Raw genomic sequence first — 15649 nt, 5'->3', positions numbered from 1 at the left:
GTTGACGTTAACGTAATGTAATCGAATCAACGTTCCCTTTATCGAGGTGCAGCATGCAGAACCAGTCTATCGTGATCGTCGGAATGGCCAGGACCCCGATGGGAGGGCTGCAGGGCAGCCTGTCGCCGCTGACGGCGAGCGAACTCGGTGCGGTGGCGATGGCGGCGGCGGTCGAGCGCGCCGGTATCGACGCTGCCAGCGTCGACGAGGTGATCATGGGCTGCGTGCTGCCCGCCGGACAGGGCCAGGCGCCGGCCAGGCAGGCCAGTCTCAAGGCCGGGCTGCCGCTGGCGACTGGTTGCACCACCATCAACAAGATGTGCGGCTCGGGCATGAAGGCGGTGATGCTGGCGCACGATCTGCTGCTGGCCGGCTCGGCCAAGGTGATGGTGGCGGGCGGCATGGAAAGCATGTCCAACGCGCCTTACCTGATCCCGAAGGCCCGTGGCGGCCTGCGCCTCGGGCATGGCGAACTCAAGGATCACATGTTCCTCGACGGGCTGGAAGACGCCTACGACAAGGGTAAGCTGATGGGGGTGTTCGCCGAGCTTTGCGCCGAGCGCTTCGGTTTCAGCCGGGTCGCCCAGGACGAGTTCGCGCTGAGCTCGCTGGCGCGCGCGGTGGCGGCGATCGAAAGCGGTGCCTTCGCCGGCGAGATCGCCGCTGTCAAGTTGCCCGCCAGGTCGGGCGAGACCGTGGTCGATACCGACGAGCAGCCGCTCAAGGCCCGCCCGGACAAGATTCCTTCCCTGAAACCCGCCTTCAAGCCGGACGGCACCGTTACGGCGGCCAACGCCAGCTCGATCTCCGATGGTGCCGCGGCGCTGGTGTTGATGAGTGAGGACGAGGCACGCGCACGTGGGCTCACGCCGCTCGCCCGCATTGTCGGCCATAGCACCTTTGCCCAGGAGCCGTCCTGGTTCACCACGGCGCCGGTCGGCGCCATGCGCCAGCTGTTTGCCAAGACCGGCTGGCAGGCCGACGAGGTCGACCTGTTCGAAATCAACGAAGCTTTCGCCGTGGTCACCATGGCCGCGATGCAGGAACTGGGCTTGCCGCACGACAAGGTCAACGTCAACGGCGGCGCCTGCGCGCTGGGACACCCGATCGGGGCTTCCGGGGCGCGTATCCTGGTCACGCTGATCGCAGCGTTGCAGCGCCGAGGCGGCAAGAAGGGCGTGGCCAGCCTGTGTATCGGCGGCGGCGAGGCCACCGCGCTGGCGCTAGAGCTGGTATGAGGTGAGGGATGACAACAGGCCGGACGGTGTTCCGGCCTGTTGTTTTCAGCGGTGTTCCGGCTTCGCTTCGGCCTCTTCGTCGTTGTTGAGCCAGAACTGGAACAGCGTGAAGCCGATCGCCAGCAGGGTGGGGCCGATGAACAGGCCGATGATGCCCCAGGCCAGCAGGCCGCCGATGACGCCGAGGAAAATCAGTGACAGCGGCAGTTTGGCGCCCTGGCTGATCAGCAGGGGCTTGAGTACGTTGTCGATGGTGTTGACCAGCAGGAAGCCCCACAGCAGCAGGAACACGCCCATCCCGGTGGCGCCGGTATAGAACACCCAGCCGGCCGCCGGCAGCCAGACCAGCAGGGTTGGCAGTTGGGCCACCGCGATCACGAAACACAGAAAGCCGAGCGCCAGCGCGCCGGGTACCCCGGCAATCAGCAGCCCGATCACGCACAGGATGGTCTGGGCCAGGGCGGTGCCGACCACGCCGGTGGTGACGCCGCGTATCGTGCGTGCCACCACTTGAGGCAGCTCGCTGGCCGAGGCTCCGCCCAGCTTGTTAATGACGCGCTCGGCGATGCGCCACAGCGCCTCGCCGTTGGCCAGCAGCAGCCCGGCCACGATGATGGCCATGACGATTTCCAGCAGGCTGATCCCCAGCATTGCCCCGCGTCCCAACAGCCACAGGGCCCCCTGGTTGATCCACGGCTTGAGCCGGGCGAGCAGGCCGGGTAGATCGGTCTGCGCCGTGACCCAGTACTGGGTGAGCGCTTCACCCGTCAGCGGAATCTTGCCGAGCCAGGCGGGAGGGGGTGGCAAGGTGAAGTTGGCCAGACCGTGGGCGATGCCGTTCAGGTGGGGCAAGGTATCCGTCAGCGTCAGTACCATCAGCCCCAGGGGGACGGCCAGCGCCAGGCCAAGCAGGAGAACCACCAGCAAGGCCGCGAGATTGCCGCGCCCGCGTAGGCACTGGGTCAGGCGCTGGTACAGCGGCCAGGCGGAAATGGCGATGATCACAGCCCAGGTCAGCGCCCCGAGAAAGGGCAGGATGACCTGCAGGCAGGCCCAGACCAGGAGTGCAACGATGGCGACTCGTAGCACGGCCATGACGCCGATTCCGGCAAAACCCTTGTCCAGCATGAATGAACCCCGTCGGGTAAGAGACAAGCCGTCATTCTAGCCGGGAGGAACAGGCTTGTCCGGCGGGCACGGCAGTCGACGCGGCTTAAGGCGCCAGTTTTTGCAGGTTCGTAGGATGGGCGACGCGCGGCAGAACCCATCCGTTGCGATGGGCTACGGCGCTGACTGAGCGAGGCAAGCGTCGCGAAGGAATAGTGCCTACCCCCATCCTACGTTGCGGCATGTGGGGTGAGCAGGGGCTTAGCGCGCCAGCTTTTGCAGCCGCGCCAGGAACGGCTCGGCTTCCATGAAGCCGATGATACGATCGGCCTCGCGGCCCTGACCGTTGAACAGAATGATGCCGGGAGGACCGAACAGGCCGAAGCGCTTGAGCAGAGCCTGCTGTTCGGCGCTGTTGGCGGTGACGTCGGCACGGATCAGAACAAACTGGTTCAGCTTGTTGGCGACGCGGGCGTTGCCGAAGGTGGACTCGTCCATTTCCTTGCAGGAGACGCACCAGTCGGCGTAGAAGTCGAGCAGCAGCGGTTTGCCGCCGGCACTGGCCAGTTTCGCATCGAGTTCGGCCAGGTTGCCGACGCGCTGGAATACCGGGGTGATGCTGCGTGCCTGGGCGTTGCTGCCGCTCAGCCATTTCAGCGGGTAACGTGGATTGGTCTCGCCACCCAGCACCCCGATCAGCTGGGCGGCACCGATCAGGAACAGCGCGAGGCCGATGGCCTTGCCGATCTTCGCCACCGGATGGGCGTTGCCGGGCAGGTTCTCGAAGGTTTTGAGGAAGACTGCCGAGCCGATGCCCAGCGCCGCCCACAGCAGCATGACCAGCGGGCCGGACAGGAACGGGGTGGCAAGCCAGATCGACAGGCCCAGCATGACCACGCCGAAGACGCCCTTGACGCCGCGCATCCAGGCACCGGCCCGGGGCAGGATATGACCGCCGTAGGTGCCGATCAGGATCAGCGGCAGGCCGAGGCCCAGCGCCATGGCGTATAGCGCCGCGCCGCCCAGCACGGCGTCGCCGGTGGTGCCGATATAGCCCAGCGCCAACGCCAGCGGGGGGGCCACGCAGGGGCCGATGATCAGCGCGGAGAGCGTTCCCATGCCGAATACGGTGGCGACCTTGCCGCCGCTGAGACGGTTGGAGGTTTCGCTCAAGCGCGTCTGCCAGCTGCTGGGCAGCTGGATCGAGAATACGTCGAACATCGACAGCGCGAAGACTACCAGCAGGGCGCTGGCGGTGAGCACCACGGCCGGTTGCTGCAGCCACACCGTGAGCAGCGACCCGGTCAGGCCGGCCACCACGCCGACGGCGGTATAGGTCAGGGCGAGGCCCTGCACGTAGGTCAGCGACAGCTGGAAGCCGCGGCGGCGGGTGAGAGTGTTGCCCTGGCCGGCGATCAGCGAGGACACGATGGGCAGCAGCGGGTACATGCAGGCGGTGAACGCCATGCCGAGCCCGGCCAGGAAGAACGTGCCGAGAGTCGTCAGCCAGCCCTGGCCGGCGAGCCGGATAGCATCGCTCTGGCCGCTGACGGTGCCTGCTACTGCGGTACTGGTCAGCCAGGAGGGCAGGGTCGAGGCGGCCTGGCCGCCCACGGTGAGGGTCTGGGTCAGCGGGGGGTAGCAGACGCCGACGTCGGCGCAGCCCTGGGCGGTGACTTTGAGCTTGAGCCCGTCTGCGGATGCCGTCGTGAGCGGCACGGTGATGGCGATTTGCTTGTGGTAGACGTTCTGCTTGCCGAAGAACGGATCGTTTTTCACGTCGGCAGTGGGGAAGACCGGCTCGCCGATCTGCCCGGCGGGGTCCGAGACGATGTGGGTGCGGTCGCGGTAGAGGTAGTAGCCGTCGGCGATCTCGAAGATCACCCGCAGGTCGTTGCCGTTTTGTTCGAGGCGGGCGGGAAAGGCCTTTTCCGGCGGCAGCAGGTCTTCCTGCGCCACCGCCAGGGCGAGCGTCGAGGCGCACAACAAAGCCAGCAGCAGGGTCAGGCGCTGCCAGAGGGAAAGCGAAGCAGATCGGGTCACGGTCAACATAACGGCATCGTTCTAGGGGCTAGCTGAAGGACCACGGCACGCGGCCCAGGTTCCGCGACGGACGTTTTTGGGAACCCACGTCGCCGGGAAAGCGGAACCGTATGATAGCGCAGCCATCACTCAAATTATCTGACACGAATCAGGGGCAAGGCAAAAACATGAGGGAGATTATTCATTTCGCCCACGCCAACAGTTTTCCGGCGAGCGTGTACCGCAAATTTCTCGCTACCTTGGCCGAACAGTACCAGATCGGCTATCTCGACGCGGTGGGGCACGATCCCGCCTATCCGGTGACCGACGGCTGGCCGTATCTGGTGGACGAGTGCATTCGCCACATCGAACAGTATGGCCGGCCGGTGATCGGGGTCGGCCATTCCCTGGGCGGGGTGTTGCTGCTGTATGCCGCCATGCGCCGGCCGGAACTGTTTCGCGCGCTGGTGATCCTGGACTCACCGCTGTTCGGCCCCTTGCGTTCGCGCACCGTCTGGCTTGCGAAGCGCCTGGGGTTCATCCAGAAGATCACGCCGGGCGGCAATCCGCTGCGCCGGCGTGACAGCTGGCCCAGCGTGCAGCGGGTGCGCGAGTATTTTGCCCGCAAACCGGCATTCGCCCGATTCGATCCGGATTGCTTGGCCGACTACGCCGAACACGGCACCGTGCCCGACGCGCAGGGCGGGCGCCGCCTCAAGTTCCGTCCCTTGGTCGAATACCAGGTATTCGAAGGTTTACCGCATGATTTGCCTCGTTACCGCGGTCGTCTCACGGTGCCGACGCTGTTGGTGGTGGGGCAGCAGTCGGGGGTACTGAAACCGGCCGACCTGGCTTTTGCCCGGCGTCATTTCGGCATGCAGATCACGCAACAGGCCGGCTCGCACCTGTTCCCGTTGGAGCATCCGGTGGAAACCGCGCAGCGCATCATGGAGCGGCTGCCGGCGCTGCTGTCGCCGCACGCAGCAGCCGGTCCCTAGCCATACTGCCCTGGCGTGGCGCACAAACAAAAGCGGCATCCCTCGGGGATGCCGCCTGGCTTGCTACGGTAGCGTTCAGCCCTGGCGCTTGTCGCGCTCGATCAGTGCGTAGGCCGAGTGGTTGTGGATGGATTCGAAGTTTTCTGATTCCACCACGTAGGCGTGGATGCGCTCGTCGCGGTCCATCGCGGCGGCGACGTCGCGCACCATGTCCTCGACGAATTTCGGGTTTTCGTAGGCGCGCTCGGTGACGAATTTTTCGTCGGGGCGCTTGAGCAGGCCGTACAGTTCGCACGAGGCCTGGTCTTCGGCGATATCGATCAGCTCTTCGATCCAGACGTGCTCGTGGGTGCTGGCGGTCAGCGTGACGTGCGAGCGCTGGTTGTGCGCGCCGTACTGCGAGATTTTCTTCGAGCACGGGCACAGGCTGGTCACCGGGACCACCACTTTCATGGTGAAGTGGTACTCGCCGTCGCGCAATTCGCCAACGTAGGTGACTTCGTAATCGAGCAGACTCTGCACCCCGGAAACCGGAGCGGTCTTGTTGACGAAGTAGGGGAAGCTCATCTCGACGTAGCCGGACACGGCCTCGAGGCGCTGCACCATCTCGCGCACGATCTGCTCGAACGAGGCCACTGAAATTTCGCGCTCGTGCTGGTTGAGAATCTCGACGAAGCGCGACATGTGCGTACCCTTGAAATGGGCCGGCAGGTGCACGTACATGTTGAACAGACCGATGGTGTGCTGCACGCCGTTGTCGCGCTCGGCCACCTTGATTGGGTGGCGGATGGATTTGATACCCACCTTGTTGATGGGAATATTGCGGCTGTCGTGCGAGCTTTGCACGTCAGGAATGGTGGTTTGGTTCATTGCGTTATTGTGTAACACACGAGATGGGTACTTGGCGAGTATAACGCCAGAGTAATAGTTGAGTAAAGAAGTCGGAATTGGCCGCTCGTCAAGCGACGCCGGTGCCGAGCAAGAGGAGCCCGCCCAGCATGCCCGCCCCGGAAAGGATGAAGGTCGGCAGGCAGCGCCAGGCCAGGGTGCGTCCGCCCAGGCTTGCGATCAGCCCGAATTTGAACAGGTTGTTGGCGAACACGGCAAGCACCACGCTGATGATGACCTGATGAATGTCCAGACGGTGCTCGCCGAACAGGTTGAGCACGGTGAGGGTGATGGGGTCGACATCGTTGACGCCGGAAATCAGCGCCACGGCGTAGATGCCGCGGCTGCCGTAGAGGTCGTGCAGCCAGGCCGAGCACAGCACCACCACGGCGAACATCAGGGCAAAGCCCAGTGCCAGCTTGAGTTCGGTGGGGTTGGACAGAGTCAGTTCCGGATGGCCGTCCTGGTTCTGGTCGTGGCGAAAGCGCAAGAAGACGGTGATCAGCCCCAGCCCCAGCGCCGGCAGCATCACCATCGCCATGGCGCCCAGCGCCGCCGGCACCAGGATGGCGGCGAGCACGATGAGCCGCAGGAAAAGCACGATGTTGGCGAGCAGGATCACCGAGGTGGCGAAACTCAGCGATCCCGGGTTGCTGCGTGCCTCGCGGGCGTAGACCAGGCTGGTGGCGGTGGACGACACCATGCCGCCAAGCAGGCCGAGCCAGGGGCCGCTGGCGCGTCCGCCCAGCAGCCGCACCGCGAGGTAGCCGGTCAGGCTGACGCCGACGATCAGCACCACCATGAGCCAGATCTTGTGCGGGTTGAGTGCAAGATAGGGGCCCATGGCGCGGTTGGGCAGGATGGGCAGGATGATGAAGGTGAGGGTGGCGAACTGCAGCAGCGACAGCAGGTCGCGCCGCTCCAGCTTGCGGGCGATGCCGGTGAGTTCGGGTTTGAGGTAGAGCAGTGCCGTGGCGAGAATGGCGGTGGCGATGGCCAGTTCGCTCTGGTTGTACCACACCAGGGCGCCCAGGCCGTAGGCCAGCATCAGGCTGACCAGGGTGGTGGTGCGCGGCTCCTGCACCTCGGCTTCCTGGTGTCCCTCGGGCAGAAAGCCCAGCGCGATCACCCCGGCGAGCCCGACGGCGACCAGTGCCGGGGTGGCGGTCATCTGCCCCAGCATGGTGAGCATGGTGCCCAGCATGGCGGCGAGCGGGAAGGTGCGGATGCCGGCCAGCGGGTGCTGCTTGCGTTCGCGCTCCACCCCCAGCAGCAGGCCGATGGCGAGGCTGGTGACGAAGCGCGGCAGCACTGCGAACGGCGTGCCTTCCAGGTTCAGCCATGCCTCCACGCCGATGCCGCTCATGCCGGCTCCTTAGTCGGTTTATCGCGATGCCAGACGGGCTGCGATGCTCGCTTCGATGCCTTTGGCGTCGAGGCCGCAGTCGGCCAGCAGCAGGGCAGGGTCTCCATGTTCAACATAGTCGTCGGGCAGGCCCAACTGCAAGACAGGGGCGGTGATGCCCTGGGCCTCGATGGCTTCGACGCAGGCCGAGCCGGCACCGCCCATGACGACGTTTTCTTCCACGGTGACGATCAGCTCATGGCTTTCGGCCAGGCTCTTGATCAGCCCGGTGTCCAGCGGTTTGACGAAGCGCATGTCGGCCACGGTGGCGTCGAAGGCTTCGGCGGCCTGCAAGGCCGGCGTCACCATGCTGCCGAAGGCGAGGATGGCGACACGGCCCTGGCCCTGGCGGCGGATGTGGCCGCGGCCGATCGGCAGCGCGCTCATCTCGTGCTGGATGTGCGCGCCGGGGCCGGTGCCGCGCGGGTAGCGCACGGCGGTCGGGGTGTCGAGCGTGAACGCGGTGTACAGCATCTGGCGGCATTCGTTCTCGTCGGACGGCGCCATCACCGTCATGTTGGGAATGCAGCGCAGGTAGGAGATGTCGAAGGCGCCGGCGTGGGTCGGGCCGTCGGCGCCGACCAGGCCGGCGCGGTCGATGGCGAACACCACCGGCAGGTTCTGCAGCGCCACGTCGTGGATCAGCTGGTCGTAGCCGCGCTGCAGGAAGGTGGAGTAGATCGCCACCACCGGCTTCATGCCGTCGCAGGCCAGCCCCGCCGCGAAGGTGACGGCGTGCTGTTCGGCGATGGCGACGTCGAAGTAGCGGTCCGGATGTTCTTTCTCGAAGCGCACCAGGCCGGAGCCTTCGCGCATCGCCGGGGTGATGCCGACCAGGCGCGTGTCGTGCTTGGCCATGTCGCAGATCCAGTCGCCGAAGATCTGCGTGTAGCTCGGCTTGCTGCTGCCCGATTTGCCGCCGGACAGGCCGTTGGCGGGGTCGAACTTGGTGACGCCGTGATACGCCACCGGGTCGTTTTCGGCCAACTTGTAGCCCTGACCCTTCTTGGTGACGATGTGCAGGAACTGCGGCCCTTTCAGGCTCTTGATGTTCTTCAGCGTGTCGACCAGCACGTCGAGGTCGTGGCCGTCGATCGGGCCGATGTAGTTGAAGCCGAATTCCTCGAACAGGGTGCCCGGGGTGAACATGCCCTTGACGTGTTCTTCGACCTTGCTGGCGATCTCGCGCAGCGGCGGGGCGATGCCCAGCACCTTGCTCGAGCCCTGCTTCATCGCGGCGTAGAAGCGGCCGGACATCAGCTTGGCGAGGTAGTTGTTGAGCGCGCCGACGTTGGGCGAGATCGACATGTCGTTGTCGTTGAGGACCACCAGCATGTCGAGGTCCATCGCCCCGGCGTTGTTGAGTGCCTCGAAGGCCTGGCCGGCGGTCATGGCGCCGTCGCCGATGATGGCCACGCTCTTGCGCTCGATGCCCTGCGCCTTGGCCGCCGCCGCCATGCCCAGCGCGGCGCTGATCGAGGTGGAGGAGTGACCGACGCCGAAGGTGTCGTATTCCGATTCCTCGCGCTTGGGGAAGCCCGCCAGGCCGCCTTTCTGGCGCATGGTGTGCATCATGCCGCGGCGTCCGGTGAGAATCTTGTGCGGGTAGGTCTGATGGCCCACGTCCCACACCAGGCGGTCGTGCGGGGTGTCGAAGACGTAGTGGAGCGCGATGGTCAGTTCGATGCTGCCGAGGTTGGAAGCGAAGTGACCGCCGGTCTTGCTCACCGACTCCACCAGGAACTGGCGCAGTTCGCCTGCCAGCTGCGGCAGTTCGTGGCGCGCCAGGCGCTTCAGGTCGGCCGGATAGTTGATCGTGTCGAGCAGCGGGTACATGTGTGCGTGTGTGTGCTGTTTTAGAAGGAGCGGGCGACGATGTAGTCGGCCAGGTCCTTGAGTCGTTGGGCCGCGGGGCCGAATCCGTCCAGTGCGGCGAAGGCTTCGTCGCGCAGTTCGCGGGCGAAGGCGCGCGCTTCGGCCAGGCCCATCAGGCTGACGTAGGTCGGCTTGTCGTTGGCGGCGTCCTTGCCGGCGGTCTTGCCGAGGGTGGCGGTGTCGGCATCGACGTCGAGCACGTCGTCGACCACCTGGAAGGCGAGCCCGATGCGCTTGGCGAAGTGGTCGAGCCGCTCGGTTTCCTCGGCCGACAGCGGAGTGCCGGCGAGCGCGCCCAGTAGCACCGCGGCGCGGATCAGGGCACCGGTCTTGAGGCAGTGCATGTATTCCAGCTCGGGCAGCGACAGCGTCTGGCCGACGCTGGCCAGATCGATGGCCTGGCCGCCGGCCATGCCGCCGTGACCCGAGGCGCGCGCCAGGGTGCGCACCATCTCCAGCTGGGCGGCGGCAGCGACGCCGTCCAGCGGCGTGGCCAGCACGTCGAAGGCCAGGGTCTGCAGTGCGTCGCCGACCAGGAGCGCGGTGGCGTCGTCGAAGGCGACGTGACAGGTAGGCTTGCCGCGGCGCAGGACGTCGTCGTCCATGCACGGCATGTCGTCGTGCACCAGCGAGTAGGCATGGATCATTTCCACCGCCGCGCCGATGCGTGCCAGGTGCTCGGGGTTGGCCGAAACCAGTTCGCCGGCGGCGTGCACCAAGAGCGGGCGCACGCGCTTGCCGCCGTCCAGCGTGCTGTAGCGCATCGCCTCGTGCAGGCGTTGCGGGGCGGACTCGGGGTTGGGCAGGAGGCGCGCGAGCGCGTCTTCCATGGTTTGCTGGATGCCGGTCATCCAGCCGATGAATTTGTCATTGGCCATTCGGCAGATCCAGCGTTTTGAGTTCGTTGTTTTCGAGGATTTTCAGCTGCTGCTCGGCGTCGGCCAGCTTGCCTTGGCAGAACTTGATCAGCTCGACCCCCTGCTTGTACGAGGTCAGGGCTGTCTCCAGCGGCATGTCGCCGCTTTCCATCGCCTGGATGATGTCCTCCAGCTGGGCCAGCGAGGCTTCGAAACTGGCCGGGGCTTTGGTGGATTTGGCCATGGCGGTCCTTCCATGTTCTTGGAGTAAGACCGCCATTTTACGGGGTTTGCCCCTCGCCTGTCAGCGCGGGGGAAGCGAATTGTTGACGTGGTTGCCCTCGGCGCGCTGCCGACCGGCGCCGCGCTCAGGGGTTGGTCACGTTGAAGGCGATCGAGATACGCTCGCCCGTCCCCTCGAACGGCTCGACGCGGTGTTCGAGCCAGGCCGGGAACAGCAGCAACTGGCCGGTGGCCGGCGTGAACGGCAGGCCGAGGCCGTTGCCGACCCACGGCAGATCGATGCCGGGGGTTTCGTACATGGCGACGGCCGGGCCGCGCGGGTCACGGAATACGATTTCACCACCCTGAGCCGGCTGGGGAACGCGCACGTAGTAGACGGCCGAGAGGAAGCTACCCGGATGGCAGTGCAGCACGTTGAAGTCGCCCGCCCGGTTGACGTTGATCCAGCCTTCCAGCCGGAAGAAGTCCTGTTTCTTGCGCTCGGCAGGGCGGAAGTGGTTGAGGAAGGCCCGCACGTGCTGTTCCATATCGCCGCGGAACACCTCGACCACTGGCTCGTTCAGCCGGAACAGGTCGCTGGCGTAGTGCCAGCCGCCGGTATTGGTGCGGTGGCCGGCGTTGCGCTCGTCCTGCATCAGGCGGTGGGCGAGTGCTTCCAGCGGTTCGTTTAGGTGGCGCGGTCCTTCTTCGCAGCAGTAGACCCAGGTCGAGAACAGAGGCATCACGCCGACCTTGATCTGCCGGGAGGGGGCATCGGCCGAGCGTTCTTCCGTGCCGGCGGGCGGAGGGATGGTAACGGTGTTCATGGGCGGCTCCTGGGAGAGGGTGGGATGGACGCTTACCACCACGACCAGAATTCGACGCGCAGGGTGCTGATCAGATCGTGTCCCAGCACCGCGATCAGCGGCCGGTCGTCGGCCTCGATCTTGGCGACGCCCGTCATGTCGGACTTGAGCTGGCCCTCTGCGTTGTCGATCACAGTCCGGACGCGTACCACTTTCGAGCCGGAGGGGCGGTCGGATACCGCGGTCGCCGGCGAGATGCCGGTCACCGTGCCTTCGAAGGTCTCGCCGGCAAAGGCGCGGGCCTTGAGCTGCACCGGTTGGCCGACCCGGACGTCGGCGATGTCCAGTTCGGGCACGGCGATCTCGGCGGTCACCTTGTGCAGGTCGTGGACCTTGGCGATGAAGCCACCCTTGGCGACGTGCTGCCCCACCATTTCCTCCAGTCGCGGCGTGGTGATCACCCCGGCATGGGGGGCCCGGATTTCGGCGCGCAGGATCTGGTCGCGCAGGTTGGCGCGGCGCGCCTGGAGGCTGGCGACCTCGGCCTCGCCGGCTTCGATTTCTTCGGGGCGGCTGCCGGCCTGCAAGCGTTGCAGCTCACGCTCCGCTTCCAGGCGGTTGGCCGTGGCCAGTGCCATGTCCTGGCGGCGTTCCTCCAGGTTCTGGGAGCGCACGTATTGTAGCGTGGCCTGGGCTTCTTCCAGTGCCTTGCGCCGGATCACGACGTCGGATTCGGCTTCCTTGAGTTCCAGCGGCGAGATGGCGCCGCTGCCCTCCAGTGGCTTCATCTGCACGAATTTCTCTTCGGCCAACTTGAGTTGCTCCGCCGCCTTGCCGCTGCCGGCCTGGACGGCGGCCAGGCGTGCCGCATGCAGCTGGACTTCTTCGGCATAGCGTCGTTTGGTTTCGAGTTCGCGCGTGCCGGCGGTGGCCAGCCGTTGTCGCAGCAGCGCGATGTCTTCGCTGCGAGCGCCGAGGCGCAGCATTTTCAGTCGGGCCTGCCGCTCCTGGATGGCCGCGTCGAGCTGGTCGAGTGCGGACTGGCGGTCGCGGTTGGACAAGCGGACGATCAGCGCGCCTTTCTCGACCCGGTCACCCTCCTTGACGTAGATCGCCTCGATGACGCCGTCCACGTCGGGGCGGATATCGGCGTTTTGGGCCGGCAGCACGGTGAAGCTGCCCGAAACCTTCATCGGCACCGGCAGCACGGCGATCAGCGCCAGGATGGCGGGCACCGCGATGCGGAGGCGCCGCTTTGACGAGTCGGAGCCGGCGAGCCCCGAGCGCAGGCGCTCGGGCAGCAGGTGCAGCGACTCTTTGAGTGGATGTCGGAAGATCATGATGAGCAGTCCCATGAAGATCAGAAAGCCCAGCCCCCGGAAACGCTCGACGAGGGACTGGCCGAGCCAGGCGAAGACGTAGCCCAGGAGCAGCACGGAATAGATGCCGGCGAACACGCCGTAGGCGATGAAGACGCGTTTCTCGCGTGCCGTCGGTGTATCGGCGATGGCCGGGGCTCCCCACAGCCGGCGCCACAGCCCGCCCAGGTAGCGGAAGGCGCGAAAGCGCAGGTTGTGGATTTCGACCAGGTCGGCCAGGAAGTAATAGGCGTCGAGCTTGATCAGCGGGTTCAGGTTGAGCAGGGTGCGGGCCACGGTGGTGATCATCACCACCAGCGCGGTGAAATGAATGCCGCTGTCGGGGTCGGTCACGCGCCAGACAAGGGTGGCGATCGCCCACAGCAGCATGTCCAGGTACGGCCCGGCGGCGGCCACCCAGAGCCGCTGCGATTTCTTGGTGAACAGCCAGGCATCGTTGACGTTGCAATACACCGCGGGCTGCAAATAGATCAGCATGAACCCCATCTCGCGCACTTGCCCGCCGAAGTGCTTGCAAGTCAATCCGTGGGCGTATTCGTGGCCGGCCATCGTCGCCAGCAGGGTGAGCCAGGCGTAGGCGAGGGCGTGGAAGTGGTAGAGCTGGGAAAATTCCTCGTGGATGTCCGCAACGTTGCCGACGGTGATGGCCGACGCCATCAGCCCCAGCAGTGCGCTGCAGATGACGAAGCCGCGCGTGAAGCAGAAGCCGAGCCTGGGCAGCAGCCACTCCAGCTGCCGGTCCGGGTCGATGGCCTTGAGCCGCAGGTAGAGCGGGTTGCCGCGGACCCGCCCGCGTGGCGCTGGGGTGGGGACCGGTTCGGCGGTGGCTTCGTCCAGCAGCCCGATGTGGCGGGCCTGGTTCAGGAATTTTTCCAGCACCTCGGCCGGCAGGGGGCTGCCGAACCGGCTTTCGGCGCGGCGGCAGATCTCCTCGGGGGAGGTGGCGCCGTCGAGCTGGCTGGCGATGAAGTATTCCGACTCGCCGAAGCGGAAGAAGCGTCCGCCCTCCGGCGTGCCGATGACGTAGACGGTGCCCTCGCGCGTGTTCTGCTCGCTGATGCGCAGATCGTGACGCAGCCGCGGATACGCCTCGGGCGATGCGCGGGAGGATTCGTTTGGCGATTTGCGGAGTGGGGCCGCCGTATCCATGGTCACTCAACCTGGCGAAAAAAACCGCTTTCGCCTCTCCCTTGCGGGTGAACGCAGCGGTTTGCGGAAGTCGACAGACGGCCTCACGTCTGCTGCCTCGCCTGACCTTCCGTCCCAGGTGCACCTGGTTGCGGCGGAGGATGATGCGGCAGCCTCGTGAGGCCGTACCGTTCCTTCGATGGAGTTGCAACAGCTACTTACCCGACGGAGGCGTCGTCAGTTACGCCCCGCCTTGGTTCCCTGGTTGACCTTCGTAACCCAGCAGGCCGTTCCCTTGGTTGCCCGGCTGGCCTTCGTAGCCCAGTTGGCCGACTGCCGTCGGGGCGATCCGCTCTTCCAGCTCTTCGATTTTCAGGTCGAGCGTGTCTACCGTTTGATCAGATTTGCTCATAGCGAAACTCCTTTTTCTCCACTGATACCGGTTACAGCCGTGTCCTCACGTCGTGATGGCGTTTGGATGGAGTAGCCGCAACCCTCATTGCGCCGATTGGGTTTGCGATTGCTCGCAACCGACACAATCTTGCAGGCCTCGCCGGCGGCATTGCCGGCCCATGCCTGAAAACCTGTTCTTGCTGGTGGGTCCCTGAGCGGGGCTGGTGCGTGGTTCTTGCGCCGGGAAAGGCAGTTCGGAACCCATCCTCCGCGGTCTGTGCGTCACGGGCCGTGAATGGGTTCTTGAAACACAAAACCGATACACCCCTCTCCTTTGGTTTCAACCGCATACCAGCTGTTGCTACCTCAGTAAGGGTCTATGTATCGGACCTTCTTTTGGTAGTTGAAGTCTAGGCGGCGGGATGGCCGGGCGCAGGAGGGGCTTGTCCCAATTTGCCGGGGACAGTTGTACCGAATATGGGGGTGGGGTGATGGGACAAACGTCCCTATTGTGGTGGGTAAGGGGGTAGATCAACCTGGAGGCTGTCCCAACCCGTATTGGTTGGCGTAGGCGAACAGGTCGAGGCGGTTCGCCACGTCCAGCTTGCTGTAGATCCGAGACAGGCGGTTGCGCAGCGTGTGCTCGCTGATGTAGAGCAGGCCCGCCAGCTCGCGGCTGCGGGCCCCAGGGTGGTTGACCACGGCGGCGATGATGTCGCGCTCCCGTGGCGTCAGCGTCGCCTGTCGCTGGGCCTCCGGGTCGGGCGAGCCGTTGCCGGCCAATTCCTCGATCAGGTTGCCGGTGGTCATGCGGTCGAGCCAGAACTCGCCTTCATGCACCCTTTCGATGGCCTTGACGATTGCTTCCACCGGCTCTTCCTTGCGCAGGATGCCGTGCGCGCCGTTGAGCACGGCACGTTCCAGCACCTGTTTGTCGCTGACCCCGCTGAGGATCAGCACCTGCCCGTGCGCGTCGTGCAGCAGGCCGGGAATGAGGTCGACGTTGCTCTCGCCGCCCAGCTCCAGGTGCAGCAGGGTCACGTCGGGGTGGTGCCTTTCGGTCAGGCTCAACAGCTCTGCGTTGCTGATGGCCTTGGCGATGACCCTCATGCGCGGCATCTCGGCGTTGATCAGTTTTTCGAGGCCCCACAGGATGATCTGGCGGTCGTTGGCCAGCAGCACGCGGATGGTGTGGGCGCCGGGGCGCCTGAAAAATGTGCCGTTGCGGAGGGGGGCGGCACCGCTCGGCGGCTCGTCTTCTTGGGCGCCAGGCTGCTTGCCGGCCAGCCGGAAAGACCACCGTGCCGGCTCGGAGAGGGTAGGGACAGGGC

The 15649-nt window shown here is 65.5% G+C and carries 13 protein-coding genes; 2 read left to right on the top strand and 11 right to left on the bottom strand.

The genetic code is table 11. The features are described from left to right. Window positions 1-53: 53 nt before the first annotated feature. The gene (locus AC3WG5_RS01570) at window positions 54-1238 is read left to right on the top strand and encodes an acetyl-CoA C-acyltransferase (RefSeq protein WP_492567544.1); all 1185 of its coding nucleotides are present in this window, start codon (window positions 54-56) and stop codon (window positions 1236-1238) included. 45 nt (window positions 1239-1283) lie between these two features. On the opposite strand, the gene AC3WG5_RS01565 is transcribed toward AC3WG5_RS01570, so the two are convergent. Next, window positions 1284-2333 (bottom strand): AI-2E family transporter, encoded by a 1050-nt coding sequence (locus AC3WG5_RS01565; RefSeq protein WP_492567543.1) that lies wholly within the window; start codon window positions 2331-2333, stop codon window positions 1284-1286. Window positions 2334-2606: 273 nt separating this feature from the next. Then, window positions 2607-4397, bottom strand: a complete 1791-nt coding sequence (dsbD, locus tag AC3WG5_RS01560) for a protein-disulfide reductase DsbD (protein WP_492567542.1) — start codon at window positions 4395-4397, stop codon at window positions 2607-2609. 158 nt (window positions 4398-4555) lie between these two features. On the opposite strand from dsbD, the gene AC3WG5_RS01555 reads away from it, so the two are divergent. Beyond that, window positions 4556-5365 carry an alpha/beta fold hydrolase gene (locus tag AC3WG5_RS01555; protein WP_492567541.1) on the top strand — a complete coding sequence of 270 codons (810 nt, stop codon included), beginning with the start codon at window positions 4556-4558 and terminating at the stop codon, window positions 5363-5365. 75 nt (window positions 5366-5440) lie between these two features. Here the strand turns inward: AC3WG5_RS01555 and folE2 are convergent, their stop codons facing one another. From folE2 to AC3WG5_RS01510, 9 genes are all read right to left on the bottom strand, one after another. After that, window positions 5441-6235 (bottom strand): GTP cyclohydrolase FolE2, encoded by a 795-nt coding sequence (gene folE2, locus AC3WG5_RS01550; RefSeq protein ID WP_008954535.1) that lies wholly within the window; start codon window positions 6233-6235, stop codon window positions 5441-5443. 88 nt (window positions 6236-6323) lie between these two features. Beyond that, window positions 6324-7619 carry an MgtC/SapB family protein gene (locus tag AC3WG5_RS01545; protein WP_492567540.1) on the bottom strand — a complete coding sequence of 432 codons (1296 nt, stop codon included), beginning with the start codon at window positions 7617-7619 and terminating at the stop codon, window positions 6324-6326. Between the two features lie 18 nt (window positions 7620-7637). Further along, a complete protein-coding gene (gene dxs, locus AC3WG5_RS01540; RefSeq protein WP_492567539.1) occupies window positions 7638-9494 on the bottom strand; it encodes a 1-deoxy-D-xylulose-5-phosphate synthase in 1857 nt (618 codons plus the stop codon). A 20-nt stretch (window positions 9495-9514) separates the two neighbouring features. After that, the gene (locus AC3WG5_RS01535) at window positions 9515-10411 is read right to left on the bottom strand and encodes a polyprenyl synthetase family protein (RefSeq protein WP_492567538.1); all 897 of its coding nucleotides are present in this window, start codon (window positions 10409-10411) and stop codon (window positions 9515-9517) included. Continuing rightward, window positions 10401-10634: an exodeoxyribonuclease VII small subunit gene (locus tag AC3WG5_RS01530; RefSeq protein ID WP_014087782.1), complete on the bottom strand. Its 234-nt coding sequence runs from the start codon at window positions 10632-10634 to the stop codon at window positions 10401-10403. The genes AC3WG5_RS01535 and AC3WG5_RS01530 overlap by 11 nt, the downstream gene beginning before the upstream one ends. A gap of 124 nt (window positions 10635-10758) precedes the next feature. Next, window positions 10759-11439 (bottom strand): TIGR02466 family protein, encoded by a 681-nt coding sequence (locus AC3WG5_RS01525; RefSeq protein ID WP_492567537.1) that lies wholly within the window; start codon window positions 11437-11439, stop codon window positions 10759-10761. A 32-nt stretch (window positions 11440-11471) separates the two neighbouring features. Next, entirely contained in the window at window positions 11472-13946 is a 2475-nt protein-coding gene (locus AC3WG5_RS01520; protein ID WP_492567536.1) for a hypothetical protein, read from the bottom strand. Window positions 13947-14166: 220 nt separating this feature from the next. Beyond that, a complete protein-coding gene (locus AC3WG5_RS01515; RefSeq protein ID WP_492567535.1) occupies window positions 14167-14337 on the bottom strand; it encodes a hypothetical protein in 171 nt (56 codons plus the stop codon). 512 nt (window positions 14338-14849) lie between these two features. Further along, window positions 14850-15649, bottom strand: an 800-nt coding sequence (locus AC3WG5_RS01510) for a response regulator transcription factor (protein ID WP_492567534.1), incomplete at its 5' end; no start/stop codon positions are given.

The organism is Pseudogulbenkiania sp. FW507-F1, from assembly GCF_058781125.1.
This window is presented reverse-complemented; position numbering and strand designations above follow the sequence as displayed.

Bases quoted from the DNA above. Each gene is read 5' to 3' on its own strand.
- AC3WG5_RS01535 (WP_492567538.1), bottom strand. From the start codon at position 10,411: ATGGCCAATGACAAATTCATCGGCTGGATGACCGGCATCCAGCAAACC.
- AC3WG5_RS01545 (WP_492567540.1), bottom strand. From the start codon at position 7,619: ATGAGCGGCATCGGCGTGGAGGCATGGCTGAACCTGGAAGGCACGCCG.
- AC3WG5_RS01555 (WP_492567541.1), top strand. From the start codon at position 4,556: ATGAGGGAGATTATTCATTTCGCCCACGCCAACAGTTTTCCGGCGAGC.
- AC3WG5_RS01570 (WP_492567544.1), top strand. From the start codon at position 54: ATGCAGAACCAGTCTATCGTGATCGTCGGAATGGCCAGGACCCCGATG.
- AC3WG5_RS01515 (WP_492567535.1), bottom strand. From the start codon at position 14,337: ATGAGCAAATCTGATCAAACGGTAGACACGCTCGACCTGAAAATCGAA.
- AC3WG5_RS01520 (WP_492567536.1), bottom strand. From the start codon at position 13,946: ATGGATACGGCGGCCCCACTCCGCAAATCGCCAAACGAATCCTCCCGC.
- folE2 (WP_008954535.1), bottom strand. From the start codon at position 6,235: ATGAACCAAACCACCATTCCTGACGTGCAAAGCTCGCACGACAGCCGC.
- dsbD (WP_492567542.1), bottom strand. From the start codon at position 4,397: ATGTTGACCGTGACCCGATCTGCTTCGCTTTCCCTCTGGCAGCGCCTG.
- AC3WG5_RS01525 (WP_492567537.1), bottom strand. From the start codon at position 11,439: ATGAACACCGTTACCATCCCTCCGCCCGCCGGCACGGAAGAACGCTCG.
- dxs (WP_492567539.1), bottom strand. From the start codon at position 9,494: ATGTACCCGCTGCTCGACACGATCAACTATCCGGCCGACCTGAAGCGC.
- AC3WG5_RS01530 (WP_014087782.1), bottom strand. From the start codon at position 10,634: ATGGCCAAATCCACCAAAGCCCCGGCCAGTTTCGAAGCCTCGCTGGCC.
- AC3WG5_RS01565 (WP_492567543.1), bottom strand. From the start codon at position 2,333: ATGGCCGTGCTACGAGTCGCCATCGTTGCACTCCTGGTCTGGGCCTGC.